14 protein-coding genes are annotated in these 16,026 nt (G+C 57.3%); 12 read left to right on the forward strand and 2 right to left on the reverse strand.

The genetic code is table 11. From position 1 onward, the window contains the following. Positions 1-40 precede the first annotated feature (40 nt). From rlmD to queE, 9 genes are all read left to right on the forward strand, one after another. The gene (gene rlmD, locus ACR6A7_RS15420) at positions 41-1,354 is read left to right on the forward strand and encodes a 23S rRNA (uracil(1939)-C(5))-methyltransferase RlmD (RefSeq protein ID WP_434125861.1); all 1,314 of its coding nucleotides are present in this window, start codon (positions 41-43) and stop codon (positions 1,352-1,354) included. Positions 1,355-1,387: 33 nt separating this feature from the next. Then, the gene (gene relA, locus ACR6A7_RS15425) at positions 1,388-3,619 is read left to right on the forward strand and encodes a GTP diphosphokinase (protein WP_434125862.1); all 2,232 of its coding nucleotides are present in this window, start codon (positions 1,388-1,390) and stop codon (positions 3,617-3,619) included. Between the two features lie 61 nt (positions 3,620-3,680). Beyond that, complete coding sequence (mazG, locus tag ACR6A7_RS15430) at positions 3,681-4,469, forward strand: nucleoside triphosphate pyrophosphohydrolase (protein ID WP_434125863.1); 789 nt, start codon at positions 3,681-3,683, stop codon at positions 4,467-4,469. A gap of 229 nt (positions 4,470-4,698) precedes the next feature. After that, the gene (gene pyrG, locus ACR6A7_RS15435; RefSeq protein ID WP_434125864.1) at positions 4,699-6,336 is read left to right on the forward strand and encodes a glutamine hydrolyzing CTP synthase; all 1,638 of its coding nucleotides are present in this window, start codon (positions 4,699-4,701) and stop codon (positions 6,334-6,336) included. A 76-nt stretch (positions 6,337-6,412) separates the two neighbouring features. Continuing rightward, on the forward strand, positions 6,413-7,711 hold the full coding sequence (gene eno, locus ACR6A7_RS15440; RefSeq protein ID WP_103794806.1) for a phosphopyruvate hydratase: 1,299 nt from the start codon (positions 6,413-6,415) through the stop codon (positions 7,709-7,711). 396 nt (positions 7,712-8,107) lie between these two features. Further along, entirely contained in the window at positions 8,108-8,584 is a 477-nt protein-coding gene (tssD, locus tag ACR6A7_RS15445; RefSeq protein WP_434125866.1) for a type VI secretion system tube protein TssD, read from the forward strand. Between the two features lie 26 nt (positions 8,585-8,610). After that, positions 8,611-8,979 (forward strand): tlde1 domain-containing protein, encoded by a 369-nt coding sequence (locus ACR6A7_RS15450; RefSeq protein ID WP_434125867.1) that lies wholly within the window; start codon positions 8,611-8,613, stop codon positions 8,977-8,979. Then, positions 8,976-9,437, forward strand: a complete 462-nt coding sequence (locus ACR6A7_RS15455) for a hypothetical protein (RefSeq protein WP_434125868.1) — start codon at positions 8,976-8,978, stop codon at positions 9,435-9,437. The genes ACR6A7_RS15450 and ACR6A7_RS15455 overlap by 4 nt, the downstream gene beginning before the upstream one ends. Before the next feature lie 210 nt (positions 9,438-9,647). Continuing rightward, the gene (queE, locus tag ACR6A7_RS15460; RefSeq protein WP_434125869.1) at positions 9,648-10,319 is read left to right on the forward strand and encodes a 7-carboxy-7-deazaguanine synthase QueE; all 672 of its coding nucleotides are present in this window, start codon (positions 9,648-9,650) and stop codon (positions 10,317-10,319) included. Positions 10,320-10,358: 39 nt separating this feature from the next. Here queE and ACR6A7_RS15465 read toward each other — a convergent pair whose 3' ends face one another. Both ACR6A7_RS15465 and queD read right to left on the reverse strand, forming a co-directional pair. Continuing rightward, positions 10,359-10,955 carry an inorganic diphosphatase gene (locus tag ACR6A7_RS15465; protein WP_434125870.1) on the reverse strand — a complete coding sequence of 199 codons (597 nt, stop codon included), beginning with the start codon at positions 10,953-10,955 and terminating at the stop codon, positions 10,359-10,361. A 128-nt stretch (positions 10,956-11,083) separates the two neighbouring features. Continuing rightward, on the reverse strand, positions 11,084-11,443 hold the full coding sequence (gene queD / locus ACR6A7_RS15470; protein WP_434125871.1) for a 6-carboxytetrahydropterin synthase QueD: 360 nt from the start codon (positions 11,441-11,443) through the stop codon (positions 11,084-11,086). A 296-nt stretch (positions 11,444-11,739) separates the two neighbouring features. Between queD and cysJ the strand changes: the two genes are divergently transcribed. Genes cysJ through ACR6A7_RS15485 form a run of 3 tightly spaced genes read left to right on the forward strand, consistent with a single transcriptional unit; the run spans position 11,740 to position 16,000 of the window. Then, a complete protein-coding gene (cysJ, locus tag ACR6A7_RS15475) occupies positions 11,740-13,545 on the forward strand; it encodes an NADPH-dependent assimilatory sulfite reductase flavoprotein subunit (protein WP_434125872.1) in 1,806 nt (601 codons plus the stop codon). Next, on the forward strand, positions 13,545-15,269 hold the full coding sequence (gene cysI, locus ACR6A7_RS15480; protein ID WP_434125873.1) for an assimilatory sulfite reductase (NADPH) hemoprotein subunit: 1,725 nt from the start codon (positions 13,545-13,547) through the stop codon (positions 15,267-15,269). The genes cysJ and cysI overlap by 1 nt, the downstream gene beginning before the upstream one ends. Further along, positions 15,266-16,000, forward strand: a complete 735-nt coding sequence (locus tag ACR6A7_RS15485) for a phosphoadenylyl-sulfate reductase (protein ID WP_434125874.1) — start codon at positions 15,266-15,268, stop codon at positions 15,998-16,000. The genes cysI and ACR6A7_RS15485 overlap by 4 nt, the downstream gene beginning before the upstream one ends. Positions 16,001-16,026: the final 26 nt, after the last annotated feature.

Here is a 16,026-nt window from a genome sequence, read left to right on the forward strand (position 1 = left end):
AACGCGCGCACGCTGAATTTTATTGAGAATGTAGAACACTATGGCGCAATTTTACTCCGCAAAACAGCGCGTGACGACGAAGCAACGCATCACCGTCACCGTAGACGAGCTCGATCCTTTTGGTCAGGGCGTGGCGCGGCATCAGGGCAAGACCCTGTTTATCAACGGCGCGCTGCCCGGCGAGCAGGCGGAAGTGACGCTGGTGGAGGAGAAACGTCAGTATGCGCGCGGCAAAGCGACGCGGCTGCTCAGCCTCAGCCCGGAGCGCGTGACGCCGCGCTGCCCGCACTTTACCCGCTGTGGCGGTTGTCAGCAGCAGCACGTCGCCGAGTCGCTGCAGCAGCGCAGCAAAGCGGCAGCGCTGTCGCGTATGCTGGGCCAGACGGCGCAGCGTGCCGTCGCGGTGGACGAGATCCTCGCCGGACCTGCCTGGGGCTACCGTCGCCGCGCGCGCCTCGGCCTGCAGTGGCAGCCGAAAACGCGCGAGCTGCAGATGGGATTTCGCCAGGAAGGGAGCAACGAGCTGGTAGCCATTCGCGTCTGCCCCATTCTGGCGCCCGAACTTGAAGCGCTGCTGCTGCCGTTGCGCGACTGCCTCAGCGCGCTAAAGGCGGCCAGCCGGCTGGGGCATCTTGAACTGGTGCTGGCGGACAACGGGCCGCTGATGGTATTGCGCCATCTCGACGCGCTGCAGGCCGCCGACCGCGAAAAACTGGAATGTTTTTCGCATGAGCAGAGGCTGATGCTGTTTCTCGACGACGGCAAGCGGCTGGAGCAGGTGCGCGGCGAGGAACCTTTTTACCATTCGGGCGAGGTGCGGTTGACCTTTAGTCCGCAAGACTTTATCCAGGTCAACGACGCGGTCAATCAGCAGATGGTGGCGCAGGCGATCGCCTGGCTCGATCTGCGGCCGGAAGACCGCGTGCTCGATCTTTTTTGCGGCATGGGAAACTTTACGATCCCTGTAGGAAAATTCGTACAAAATGCTGTGGGTGTGGAGGGCGTTGCAGCATTAGTGCGGCAGGCAGCGTATAATGCGCAACTGAATAATCTTAAAAATGTCCGCTTTTTCCAGCACAACCTGGAGGAAGACGTTACGCGCCAGCCGTGGGCGGCGCAGGGATTTAACAAGGTATTGCTCGATCCGGCGCGCGCCGGGGCCGCGGGTGTGATGACGCATGTGGTTAAACTTGCGCCAGAGCGCGTGGTCTATGTTTCGTGTAATCCCACAACGCTTGCTCGTGACAGCCAGACATTGCTGTCGGCGGGCTACCATCTGGAAAGGGTCGCGATGCTGGATATGTTCCCTCATACCCGCCATCTCGAATCCATGGTGCTATTCAGCAAAACATAAGCGGCAATTGATGCTGCTGTGGCAGGAGAGGATATGGTTGCGGTCAGAAGTGCGCATTTAAATACGGCAGGAGAGTTCGCTCTCGATCAGTGGATCGCCAGTCTTGGCATTGCCAACCCGCAATCATGTGAACGTATCGCCGAGACCTGGCGCTATTGCGAGGCCCAGACGCAGGGCCACCCCGATCAGTCGCTGCTGCTGTGGCGCGGTATCGAGATGGTTGAGATCCTCTCAATGCTCAGCATGGATATCGAAAGCTCCTGCGCCGCGCTGATCTTCCCGCTGGCGAGCGCGGAAGTGGTGAGCGAAGAGGAGCTAGGCGAAACCTTCGGCAACGGCATCGTTACGCTGGTGCACGGCGTGCGCGATATGGACGCCATTCGCCAGCTCAAAGCGATCCACAACGACTCCATGGCCTCTGAGCAGGTGGATAACGTGCGCCGCATGCTGCTGGCGATGGTGGAGGATTTCCGCTGCGTGGTGATCAAGCTGGCGGAACGCATCATGAACCTGCGCGAGATGAAAGACGCGCCGGAAGATGAGCGCGTGCTGGCGGCCAAAGAGAGCACCAATATCTATGCGCCGCTCGCCAACCGGCTCGGCATCGGCCAGCTGAAATGGGAGCTGGAGGATTACTGCTTCCGCTACCTGCATCCCGATGAATACAAACGCATCGCCAAACTGCTGCACGAGCGCCGTATCGACCGCGAGCAGTATATCGAGAACTTCGTCGACTCACTGCGCAAAGAGATGGTGAAAGAGGGGGTACGCGCCGAGGTTTACGGTCGTCCGAAACATATCTACAGCATCTGGCGCAAGATGCAGAAGAAGTCGCTGGCGTTCGACGAGCTGTTTGACGTGCGCGCGGTGCGCATCGTTGCCGAGCGTCTGCAGGACTGCTACGGCGCGCTCGGCATCGTGCATACGCTCTATCGTCATCTGCCGGCGGAGTTCGATGACTATGTCGCCAACCCTAAACCGAATGGCTATCAGTCGATTCATACCGTGGTGCTCGGGCCGAAAGGCAAAACCGTGGAAATTCAGATCCGCACCCGGCAGATGCATGAAGACGCCGAGCTGGGCGTCGCCGCACACTGGAAATATAAAGAGGGGCCGAGCACCGGCAGCGCCCGCGGCGCCTCTGGACACGAAGGGCGTATCGCCTGGCTGCGTAAGCTGATCGCCTGGCAGGAAGAGATGGCTGACTCCGGCGAGATGCTGGAAGAGGTGCGCAGCCAGGTGTTCGACGATCGCGTGTACGTCTTTACCCCAAAAGGCGACGTGGTGGATCTGCCCGCCGGATCGACGCCGCTCGACTTCGCCTATCACATTCACAGCGATATCGGCCACCGCTGCATCGGCGCCAAGATCGGCGGCCGCATCGTGCCCTTTACCTATCAGCTGCAGATGGGCGATCAGGTTGAAGTGATCACCCAGAAACAGCCGAACCCGAGCCGCGACTGGCTGAACCCCAACCTCGGCTATATCACCACCAGCCGCGGACGCGCCAAGATCCATAACTGGTTCCGCAAGCAGGACCGCGACAAAAACATCGCCGCGGGCCGTCAGATCCTCGACAGCGAGCTGAACCAGCTCGATATCAGCCTGCGCGAAGCGGAGAAGCTGCTGCTGCCGCGCTATAACGTTACCTCGCTCGATGAGCTGCTGGCGGCGATCGGCGGCGGCGATATTCGCCTTAATCAGATGGTTAACTTCCTGCAGGCGAAGCTCCACAAGCCGAGCGCGGAAGAGGAAGATCGCGAGGCGCTGCGCCAGCTGACGCAGAAAAGCTACTCGCCGCCGTCGCGCAAAGAGAGCGGCCGCGTGGTGGTGGAAGGGGTCGGCAACCTGATGCACCATATCGCGCGCTGCTGTCAGCCGATTCCGGGCGACGATATTGTCGGGTTTATCACCCAGGGCCGCGGCATCTCTATCCACCGCGCCGACTGCGATCAGCTCGCTGAGCTGAGCGACCACGCGCCAGAACGCATTGTCGATGCGGTGTGGGGCGAGAGCTACTCCAGCGGCTACTCGCTGGTGGTGCGCGTGACCGCCAACGATCGCAGCGGCCTGCTGCGGGACATCACCACCATTCTCGCCAACGAGAAGGTCAACGTGCTGGGCGTCTCCAGCCGCAGCGACACCAAAAAACAGCTGGCGACCATCGATATGGACATTGAAATCTACAATCAGCAGGTGCTGGGCCGCGTGCTGTCGCGGCTGAACCAGGTGCCTGATATCATCGACGCCCGACGGCTTCACTGATGTTGCGGGATGGGCGCGCGCCCATCCCCGCGTCTTATCCCCGATTAAACAAGGACTGACTATGAGCGCACTCGATCGCCTGCTGGGCATCATGCAAACCCTGCGCGATCCGCAACGCGGCTGCCCGTGGGATCGCGAACAAACCTTCGCTTCGATTGCGCCCCATACGCTGGAAGAGACCTATGAAGTGCTGGACGCCATCCAGCGAGAAGACTTCGACGATCTGCGCGGCGAGCTGGGCGATCTGCTGTTTCAAGTGGTGTTTTACGCGCAGATGGCCAGCGAGCAGGATCGCTTTACCTTCGACGACATCTGTAATGCTATCAGCGACAAGCTGGAGCGCCGCCATCCACATATTTTCGGCGACGCCAGCGTAGAGGGCAGCGCAGAGGTGCTGAAAAACTGGGAGGCGATCAAGGGCGCAGAGCGGGCGGAAAAGGCGCAGCACTCGGCGCTCGACGATATTCCCAAAGCGCTGCCGGCGCTGATGCGCGCGCATAAAATCCAGAAACGCTGCCATAACGTCGGCTTCGACTGGACCTCAATCGGCCCGGTGCTGGATAAGGTGCATGAGGAGATCGACGAGGTGATGCACGAGGCGCAGCAGGCGACCATCGATCCGCACAAGCTGGAAGAGGAGATTGGCGATCTGCTGTTTGCCACGGTCAACCTGTCGCGCCATCTGGGCAGCAAAGCGGAAACCGCGCTGCAAAAGGCGAACGACAAGTTTGAGCGCCGTTTCCGTGCGGTAGAGGCGATTATCGCTGCGCAGGGGCTCGCTATGTCGGAGGCGACGCTGGAGCAGATGGAGGCCGCCTGGCAGCAGGTCAAAGAAGGCGAAAAGCGCTGATTATTCCAGCGCCGCATACAATTTAGCCGGTCACGCTTACTCGATTCAGCCTGAGAAAAAAGTTGTGACCTGCGTCAACATTTCCCTGGCCGCTATCCGCTATGTTACCCGCTGCAATGCGTTGGAGGATGGCGGTGATTCATCAATTGTGGCTAACAGGGGTTTCAGGTATACTGTTTTCCCGTCCTGGTTATTCCACCGTCTTTAAACCTAAACTCTCAGGTTCAGCATGACAACGAATTATATTTTTGTGACCGGCGGGGTCGTTTCCTCTCTGGGTAAAGGCATTGCCGCAGCCTCCCTCGCAGCCATTCTCGAAGCACGTGGTCTCAACGTGACCATCATGAAGCTGGATCCCTATATCAACGTCGATCCGGGCACCATGAGCCCTACCCAGCACGGTGAAGTGTTCGTCACCGACGACGGGGCCGAAACCGATTTGGATTTGGGTCACTACGAGCGCTTCATCCGTACGAAAATGACGCGCCGCAACAACTTCACGACCGGCCGCATCTACTCTGAAGTGCTGCGCAAAGAGCGCCGCGGCGACTATCTCGGCGCGACCATTCAGGTTATCCCGCACATCACCAACGCCATTAAAGAACGCATTATCGCGGGTGGCGAAGGTCATGACGTCGTTCTGGTGGAGATCGGCGGCACCGTCGGCGATATCGAATCGCTGCCGTTCCTGGAGGCGATTCGCCAGATGGCGGTTGATGTCGGCCGCGAGCACACCATGTATATGCACCTGACGCTGGTGCCTTATATGGCGGCGGCGGGTGAGGTGAAAACCAAGCCAACACAGCATTCAGTAAAAGAGCTGCTCTCTATCGGCATCCAGCCCGACGTGCTGATCTGCCGTTCCGACCGCGCCGTGCCGGCAAACGAACGCGCCAAGATCGCGCTGTTCTGTAACGTGCCGGAAAAAGCGGTTATCTCGCTGAAAGATGTCGATTCCATTTACAAAATCCCGGGCCTGCTGAAATCACAGGGTCTGGATGACTATATCTGCAAGCGCTTCAACCTGAACGCGCCGGAAGCCAACCTGTCCGAATGGGAGCAGGTGATCTACGAAGAGGCCAATCCGGGCGGCGAAGTGACCATCGGCATGGTCGGCAAATATGTCGAACTGCCGGATGCGTACAAATCGGTGATTGAAGCGCTGAAGCACGGCGGCCTGAAAAATCGCGTAACGGTTAATATTAAGCTGATCGATTCGCAGGACGTCGAGACGCGCGGCGTCGAAATTCTCAAAGATCTGGATGCGATTCTGATCCCCGGCGGCTTCGGCTACCGCGGCGTGGAAGGCAAGCTGATGACCGCGCAGTACGCGCGTGAAAACAATGTGCCTTATCTGGGCATCTGCCTCGGCATGCAGGTGGCGCTGATGGAGTTCGCGCGCAACGTTGCCGGGATGGAAGGCGCCAACTCCACTGAATTTGTGCCAGACTGTAAATACCCGGTGGTGGCGTTGATCACCGAGTGGCGCGATGAAAACGGCAATGTGGAGCAGCGTACGGAGTCCAGCGACCTGGGCGGCACCATGCGCCTCGGCAGCCAGCAGTGCCAGCTGACGCCGGACAGCAAAGTTCGTCAGCTCTACGGTTCCGACACTATCGTCGAGCGCCATCGCCACCGCTACGAAGTCAACAATCTGCTGCTGAAGCCGATTGAAGCCGCAGGGCTGCGCATTGCCGGACGTTCTGGCGACGACCAGCTGGTCGAGATCATCGAGATCCCGAATCACCCCTGGTTTGTGGCCTGCCAGTTCCATCCGGAGTTCACGTCAACACCGCGCGACGGTCATCCGCTGTTCGCTGGCTTTGTTAAGGCCGCGCAGGATCACCAGAAGCGTTTAGCGAAGTAAGTTTCACGAGCAACGCGCGAACTTTTCGCGCGTTGTTTGTCTTAGGATTGACTAACTTGTACTGAGGAAAATCGTAATGGCCAAAATCGTTAAAGTCATCGGTCGCGAAATCATCGACTCCCGCGGCAACCCAACTGTAGAAGCGGAAGTACATCTGGAAGGTGGTTTTGTTGGTCTGGCAGCGGCACCGTCAGGCGCTTCTACCGGTTCACGCGAGGCGCTGGAACTGCGCGACGGCGACAAATCTCGTTTCCTGGGCAAAGGCGTAACGAAAGCCGTTGCTGCGGTTAACGGTCCGATTGCGGATGCGGTAAAAGGCAAAGACGCGAAAGATCAGGCGAACATCGATAAAATCATGATCGACCTGGACGGTACTGAGAACAAATCCAACTTCGGCGCAAACGCCATCCTGGCGGTATCGCTGGCTGCGGCGAAAGCGGCAGCGGCCTCTAAAGGTCAGCCGCTGTACGAGCACATCGCTGAGCTGAACGGCACCCCGGGCAAATTCTCTATGCCGCTGCCGATGATGAACATCATCAACGGCGGTGAGCACGCCGACAACAACGTCGATATCCAGGAGTTCATGATCCAGCCGGTTGGCGCTTCAACGGTGAAAGAAGCGATCCGTATGGGTTCTGAAGTGTTCCATCACCTGGCGAAAGTGCTGAAGGCGAAAGGCATGAACACCGCTGTTGGTGACGAAGGCGGCTACGCGCCGAACCTGGGCTCTAACGCTGAAGCGCTGGCTGTCATCGCAGAAGCGGTAAAAGCGGCGGGCTACGAGCTGGGCAAAGATATCACCCTGGCGATGGACTGCGCAGCCTCTGAATTCTACAAAGATGGCAAATATGTGCTGGCTGGCGAAGGCAACAAAGCCTTTACCTCTGAAGAGTTCACGCACTTCCTGGAAGATCTGACTAAACAGTACCCGATCGTCTCTATCGAAGATGGTCTGGACGAGTCAGACTGGAACGGCTTTGCTTACCAGACTAAAGTGCTGGGCGACAAAATCCAGCTGGTGGGCGACGACCTGTTCGTAACCAACACCAAAATCCTGAAAGAAGGCATTGAGAAAGGCATTGCTAACTCCATCCTGATCAAGTTCAACCAGATCGGTTCTCTGACCGAAACTCTGGCGGCGATCAAAATGGCCAAAGACGCAGGCTACACCGCGGTGATTTCACACCGTTCAGGTGAAACCGAAGACGCCACCATCGCTGACCTGGCGGTGGGTACTGCAGCAGGCCAGATCAAAACCGGTTCAATGAGCCGTTCTGACCGCGTTGCCAAGTACAACCAGCTGATTCGTATCGAAGAAGCCCTGGGTTCAAAAGCGCCGTTCAACGGTCTGAAAGAAGTGAAAGGCCAGGCGTAATCGCCTGCTGGTGCCGTCATCTGACGGCCTTTGCCTGAGTCAAAGCCCCGCCTTGTGCGGGGCTTTTTTTTAGCGGTTTCATTGGGAATTAATCTTTTTAAGATGATCCCGAGCATTTATCCCGTCATCGCTAAGATGGATCTTTGAAAGAGTCATAACTTCCCAACAGTAATAACAAATATAATAATTCAATCTTAAAATAGATGTCTTCCATTAAAAATGGCTAAGTTGTGTTTTTGATGCGATCTTGAAAAGATATATGGAGTTTAATGAAATATTAAGCGTGTAGTTTTTATCTATATGATTGCTTTTTCACTCTATAATGATTTAAATCATTATTTTTCGTTTTTTCTGCCGTAAGTTAGATTCTTTTATTAGTTAAAAGGAGTGTTAACTATGGCTCTGCCCATTTATCTTTGGGTTTATGACGAAGAGGAGAAGTTACTAAAGGGAGGAGTAGAAGTTAACGGCCGACAAGGGAGTATTGAAATTATGGGAATGCAACACGATATAGCTCTACCCACAAACAATATGAACGGTGCTATTGCCGGAGCGCATCAGCATGAGGCTTATACTTTCGAAAAAGAAATTGACTCATCATCTCCACTATTGTATCGCGCACTGACCACCGGCCGTACTCTGGCAAAAGCGATATTTAGATATTACCGTATCAGTCATAACGGTTTCGAAGAGGAGTATTTTAGGGTAGTCCTGGATAGCGTGAAAGTTTGCCATATCATACCCATTATGTTTGATACAAAAGATAGAGATTTCGCGAGTTACGGGCATATTGAACATGTGGGTTTTCACTATAAAAAAATTTACTGGAATTATTTGGATGGGAATATACAGCATGTTGATGGCTGGAAATAATTTAATGCTGCATAAGGAGATTGACTATGGCGAAATGGATATACAGGCAAAGCACCGGAGAACTATTCCGAGATGGTAAGTTAATTGAGAAAGGCTATTCTGGTGTGCTTACTAACAAAAATAATCCTGACCGCGAGCAGGTTCGAGGCATGGGACCCATTCCACGTGGAATCTGGAAAATAGGTAGCACCGGAACCAGCAAGGGCCCATTGACTATTACCCTAATTCATATCAGCGGCGAAGCTTACAACCGAGATATGAGTACTTTCCGTATTCATGGCGAAAAAGTTCACGGCGTGCCCGGCTTTGCCTCCTCAGGCTGTATAATCATGTATCCACATACGCGCCTGTTGGTGAGCAAAGATCGAGGTGCTTATCTGGAGGTTATACGATGAAGTGGATAGTCGCACTCCTTATGCTTCCCGCCATTGTATTGGCTACACCCTCGCCTGATAGCGCTGCAAAAAACAGATTAACACTTTCAGACTGGCGATATGTCACACAAAAGGTAGCGGCAGGCGATAGCACGTGGCTTGGCGTTGTTCCTGACCTCGCACTCAAAGCCGACCGTAAACAAGCCGATCAGCTTGAAGAGGCATTAGCCACCGCTTTGCCGATAAACCCCAAAGGCGTGTTAGCGGTGCTGCACACGCTGGATGCAGGTTCATGGCCTGAAATGAGTGGTACGAATATTGTTTGTACGCGGATGGTCGTACGGCCAGGCAAAGCGGCGTCGGACTATTATAAGGCTACGCGCTGGGCTTTGCTTAGTGAGCCTGGCGGGGCAGAATGCCTTTGGAATCTGGAGGGAGTTTGGGAAGAAGTGAACCAGCAAACAAATAACGCTGAATGAGGCTTTATTAAAACTGAAAACTTCACAGGCAGCCAGCGCATGCAACATGAGAAGAGCACGTGCGCTTTCCGCTTCGCCTCTTTTTGCCACCCGCAGGCTGTGCCAACGGGCAGACGATGTTTCTTGTACACAGAAAAGGCACGTCGCGTGGTTGAGCTGCACGGCAAATCTGCCATAATCAGCGCCCTGTTTTTTTCTAGCGAGTCCGTAATGCAATACCCGATTAATGAAATGTTCCAGACGCTGCAGGGAGAAGGATTTTATACCGGCGTTCCGGCCATCTTTATCCGCTTACAGGGATGTCCGGTGGGTTGTAGCTGGTGTGATACCAAACATACCTGGGAGAAGCTGGCCGATCGGGAAACGGCGCTGGGCGATATTCTGGTCAAAACGGTGGAAACAGATGCCTGGGGCCACGCCGATGCGGCGCTGCTGATTGAGACTATCCAGCGTCAGGGCTGGACGGCGCGCCATGTGGTGATTACCGGCGGCGAGCCGTCGATTTACGATCTGCGCCCGCTGACCACGGCGCTGGAAGCGCAGGGGTTTCAGTGCCAGATCGAAACCAGCGGCACGCACGAAGTGCACTGCTCCGAGAAAACCTGGGTGACGGTATCGCCGAAGGTGAATATGCGCGGCGGCTATGACGTGCTGGCCCAGGCGCTGCAGCGTGCGGATGAGATCAAGCATCCGGTGGCGCGCGAGCGCGACGTAGAGGCGCTGGACCAACTGCTGGCAACCCTGAGCGACAGCAAAGCGCGCATTATTGCGCTGCAGCCCATCAGCCGCAAAGACGCGGCGACGAAACTCTGTATTGAAACCTGTATCGCGCGCAACTGGCGCCTGTCGATGCAGACTCACAAATATCTTAATATCGCCTGACGGCAGAGAGCAGGGCGGCGGCCGCGCCGCCCGCTGGCATTACTGCTTCGCTTTATAGGCGTCAAACGCCTTCTTGATTTCGCTCTTCGCCACGTTGGCACCCTCAAATCCGTTCAGCTCGACCTTTTTGCGCCCCTCGGGCAGTTGCTTATAAACGCGGAAAAAGGCCTCGAGGCGTGCCCGTTCCATCTTCGGCAGATCGCTGATGCTCTGAATATCGTCCCAGGTCGGATCGATTTTACTGGTCGGCACCGCGACGATCTTGTCGTCCACTTCGCCGCCGTCAATCATCTTCAGCACGCCGATAGCGCGCAGTTTAATCAGCGTGCCTGGCTGCAGCGGCGCGCGGGTATAGAAGATCACGTCGAGCGGATCGTTATCACCGCCCAGTGACTGCGTCAGGGATCCGTAGTTAGCCGGATAGGCCACCGGCATCGACTGAAAGCGATCCGCCACGATAAAGCCGGTTTTGGCGTCGGTCTCATATTTGATCGTGCCGCCGGCGGGAATTTCGGTCACGACGTAGAACTCGTCCGGCACGTTGTCCGGCTGGGGAAAGTCGAGCACGTTTTGCGCCTGTACGGCGGCAGAGGCGGTAAAAAGCAGCGCAAGGGCAGCAAGGCGTTTCAGGTTCATTGTTGATTCTCTTGATCTTTAATGAAGGAGAGAACAACGTAGAGAGGTCAGATGACAGAGAGATGACGCAGGCGTAAAGAAGCGTAGGGCGGAAAGAGCGGGCTGTGCGGTCCACAGCCCTGACGGGATTATCCTTTATAGACGCAGCCCGCTGTACAGGTCTCTTTGATCATTACCGCGCTCAGCTCCGGCAGCTGCGGCTTCATCCGATCCCAAATCCACTTCGCCAGCACTTCGCTGGTGGGGTTCTCAAGGCCAGCGATCTCGTTCAGATAGTGGTGATCGAGGCGCTCGTACAGCGGCTTGAACGCCGCTTTCAGTTCGGCGAAATCCATTACCCAGCCGGTATGCGCGTCCACTTCGCCGGTAATTTCCAGTCGCACCAGAAACGAATGGCCATGCAGGCGACCGCATTTATGTCCTGCCGGGACGTTAGGTAAATGGTGAGCAGCTTCGAACTGGAACTCTTTAAACAATGTGGTAGACATAATGGCTCTCAGGCTAAAAAACCGGGGAATTCTACCTGAAATACGGAATTTTCGCATCCGTACCGTTGTAAAGAGGGATTTGCGCGGTCACTGCAGCAGCGCGCCATTATAAGGTACTGATAAATATAAACTTTATATATCAGTTTTACCGATTATGCCTACCTGGAAAACCACTTAGTCATTTTGGTTATTAATTATGTCGAAGCCGTATTTAATCGTTAATATACGGGCCGGTAACCTACCACTCTTCCTGCTACTTTACCGTCCGGACTCTGAATACTGGAATTCTTAACGCGATGACGACTCAGGCACCCCCAGGTTCTCTGCTCCCGCTTAACCCGGAGCAACTTGCGCGCTTACAGGCGGCAACGACTGATTTTTCTCCCACCCAGCTGGCGTGGATCTCTGGCTACTTCTGGGGAATGATCAATCAGACGCCCGGCAGCGTCGCGGCCAGTGCGCCAGCGGCGGCGGAGATCCCGGCGATTACGCTGATCTCCGCTTCGCAAACCGGCAACGCGCGCCGCGTCGCCGAGCAGCTGCGCGACGATCTGCAGGCGGCGAAGCTGAACGTCAAGCTGGTTAACGCCGGCGATTACAAATTCAAGCAGATCGGTCAGGAGAAGCTGCTGGTGGTGGTGACCTCCACGCAGGGTGAAGGCGATCCGCCGGAAGAGGCGGTGGCGCTGCATAAATTCCTGATGTCGAAAAAAGCGCCTGCGCTTAATGGCGCCGCCTTCGCGGTGCTGGGCCTCGGCGACACCTCTTACGAATTCTTTAGCAAAGCGGGCAAGGATTTCGACAGCCGTCTGGCGGAGCTGGGCGCAGAGCGCCTGCTGGATCGCGTCGACGCCGACGTCGATTTCGCCGAAGCGGCTGCCAGCTGGCGCCGCGCGCTGGTCGAGGTGCTGAAGCAGCGCGTGCCGAGCGAAACGCCGGCGCAGGCCGTGGCGACCGCGACCGGCAGCGTCAATGAAGTGCACAGCAGCCCCTACACCAAAGAGGCGCCGCTGTCCGCCAGCTTTGCCGTTAACCAAAAGATTACCGGCCGCCACTCCGATAAAGACGTGCGTCATATCGAAATCGACCTGGGCGACTCCGGCCTGCGCTACCAGCCAGGCGACGCGCTGGGCGTCTGGTATGAAAATGACCCGGCACTGGTTGCCGAGCTGCTGAGCCTGCTGTGGCTGAGAGGTGATGAGCCGGTGCAGATGGAGAGTGAAACCTTGCCGCTTAGCGAAGCGCTGCAAACGCGTTTTGAGCTGACGGTGAACACCGCCCAGATTGTCGAGCAGTACGCCGCGCTGTCGCGTAACGACGCGCTGCTGGCGCTGGTGGGCGATAAGGCGAAGCTGCAGCACTATGCGCAGACCTTCCCGATCGTCGATATGGTGCGTAACGCGCCGACCGAACTCAACGCCGAACAGCTGACGACGCTGCTGCGTCCGCTGACGCCGCGCCTCTACTCCATCGCCTCGTCGCAGGCGGAGAATGAAACTGAAGTCCATATTACCGTCGGCGCGGTGCGCTTCGATTTCGACGGCCGCGCACGCGCAGGCGGCGCCTCCAGCTATCTGGCCGACCGGCTGGAAGAGGATGCGGAAATTCGCGTCTTTATCGAGCATAACGATAACTTCCGTCTGCCCGCTAACCCGGATGCGCCGGTGATTATGATTGGCCCGGGCACCGGCATCGCGCCGTTCCGCGCCTTTATGCAGCAGCGCGATAACGATGGCGCAGGCGGCAAAAACTGGCTCTTCTTCGGCAACCCGCACTTCACAGAGGATTTTCTCTATCAGGTGGAATGGCAGCAGTATGTGAAGGATGGCCTGCTGACCCATATCGACCTCGCCTGGTCGCGCGACCAGGAGCAGAAAGTCTACGTGCAGGACAAAATCCGCGCCAAAGGGGCGGAAGTGTGGCGCTGGATCGAAGAGGGCGCACATATTTATGTCTGCGGCGACGCCAACCGTATGGCGAAGGATGTCGAGCAGGCACTGCTGGATGTGGTGGTCGAACACGGCGCAATGGATCGTGAAACGGCCGACGAATTTTTAAGCGAGCTGCGCATTGAGCGCCGCTATCAGCGAGACGTTTACTAATGAGCGAAAAACACCCCGGACCGCTGGTCGTTGAAGGCAAGCTGGTTGACGCCGAGCGTCTTAAAAAAGAGAGCAACTATTTACGCGGCACCATCCTGGAGGATCTGGATGATGGCCTGACCGGCGGCTTTAACGGCGATAACTTTCTGCTGATCCGCTTCCACGGCATGTACCAGCAGGACGATCGCGACATTCGCGCCGAGCGCGCCGAGCAGAAGCTGGAGCCGCGTCACGCCATGATGCTGCGCTGCCGACTGCCTGGCGGTATCATCACGCCGACGCAGTGGCTGGCGATCGACAAGTTCGCCACCGAAAAAACGCTGTACGGCAGCATCCGTCTGACTAACCGCCAGACCTTTCAGTTCCATGGCATTCTGAAGAAGAACGTCAAGCCTTCGCACCAGATGCTGCACGAAGTCGGGCTCGACGCGCTGGCGACCGCTAACGACGTCAACCGCAACGTGCTCTGCACCTCAAACCCGGTCGAATCGGAGCTGCATCAGGAAGCCTACGAGTGGGCGAAGAAGATCTCCGAGCATCTGCTGCCGCGCACCCGCGCCTACGCAGAAATCTGGTGGGATAAAGAGAAGGTTGCGACTACGGATGAGGAGCCGATCCTCGGCGAGACCTATCTGCCGCGTAAGTTTAAAACCACGGTGGTGATCCCGCCGCACAACGATGTCGATCTGCACGCTAACGATCTCAACTTTATCGCGGTGGCGGAGAAGGGCAGGCTGATCGGCTTTAACCTGCTGGTCGGCGGCGGCCTGTCGATCGAGCACGGCAACAAAGCGACCTATGCGCGCACCGCTAGCGAGTTCGGCTTTCTGCCGCTGGAGAAAACGCTGGAGGTCGCGGCTGCGGTGGTGACTACCCAGCGCGACTGGGGCAACCGCACCGATCGCAAAAACGCCAAAACCAAATATACCCTGGAGCGCGTCGGCGTCGAGACCTTCAAAGCGGAAGTGGAGAAGCGCGCCGGGCTGACCTTCGAGCCGATTCGTCCTTACGAGTTTACCACCCGCGGCGACCGCATCGGCTGGATCAAGGGCATCGACAAGAAGTGGCACCTGACGCTGTTTATCGAAAACGGCCGCCTGCTCGACTACCCGGACCGTCCGCTGAAAAGCGGCATCGCGGCGATTGCGCGCGTGCATCAGGGCGACTTCCGCCTGACGGCGAACCAGAACCTGATCGTGGCCGGCGTGCCGGAGAGCGAAAAGGCAAAAATCGAGGCGATTGCGCGTGAACACGGCCTGATGGAGAGCGTGACCGCGCAGCGCGAAAATTCGATGGCGTGCGTCTCGTTCCCGACCTGCCCGCTGGCGATGGCGGAAGCGGAGCGTTTTCTCCCCGCCTTTGTCACCAAAGTCGAAGAGATCATGCACAGCCACGGCGTGGGCGAAGAGCACATAGTGCTACGCGTCACCGGTTGTCCCAACGGCTGCGGCCGTGCCATGCTGGCGGAAATCGGGCTGGTGGGCAAAGCGCCGGGCCGTTACAACCTGCATATCGGCGGCAACCGCATCGGTACGCGTATTCCGCGTATGTATCGCGAGAACATCACCGAAAGCGAGATCCTCGCCAGCATCGACGAGCTGGTGGGCCGCTGGGCGCGCGAGCGCCACGGCGCTGAGGGCTTCGGCGACTTCGCGATCCGCGCAGGCATCGTCAAGCCGGTTGTCGATCCGGCACGAGATTTCTGGGATTCGGAGGCAGTATGAGTCAGTTCGACCTCGCAGCACTGGGTGAAATGAACAAAGTCGAGCGCACGCTGGCGCTGGCGTCCGTCAATGCGCAGCTGGAGAAAAGCTCGGCGGAGGCGCGCGTCAGCTGGACGCTGGAGAACCTGCCGGGCGCCTTTGTGCTCTCGTCGAGTTTCGGCATTCAGGCGGCGGTGTCGCTGCATCTGGTCACGCGGCAGATGCCCGATATTCCGGTGATCCTCACCGATACCGGCTATCTCTTCCCGGAAACCTACCGTTTTATCGATCGGCTGACGGATCAGCTGGGCCTGAATCTGCAGGTGTTTCGCGCCGAAACCTCGGCGGCCTGGCAGGAGGCGCGCTACGGCAAGCTGTGGGAGCAGGGGGTGGAAGGCATTGAGCAGTACAACCAGATCAACAAGGTTGAGCCGATGAACCGTGCGCTGCAGACGCTGGGCGCGCAGACCTGGTTCGCCGGGCTGCGGCGCGATCAGTCGGGCAGCCGGGCGAATCTGCCGGTGCTTGGCGTGCAGCGCGGCGTGTTCAAGGTGCTGCCGATTATCGACTGGGACAACCGTCAGATTCATCACTATCTGCAGCAGCACAATCTTCAATACCATCCGCTGTGGGACGAAGGCTATTTGTCGGTGGGCGATACCCACACCACGCGCAAATGGGAGCCCGGCATGGCAGAAGAGGAGACGCGCTTCTTCGGCCTCAAGCGCGAGTGCGGCCTGCACGAAGGCTAAATTTCCAGGCGCGCGGCGATAAAACC

The sequence above is a fragment of the Pantoea phyllosphaerae genome (assembly GCF_051025595.1).
Taxonomy (GTDB): domain Bacteria; phylum Pseudomonadota; class Gammaproteobacteria; order Enterobacterales; family Enterobacteriaceae; genus Pantoea.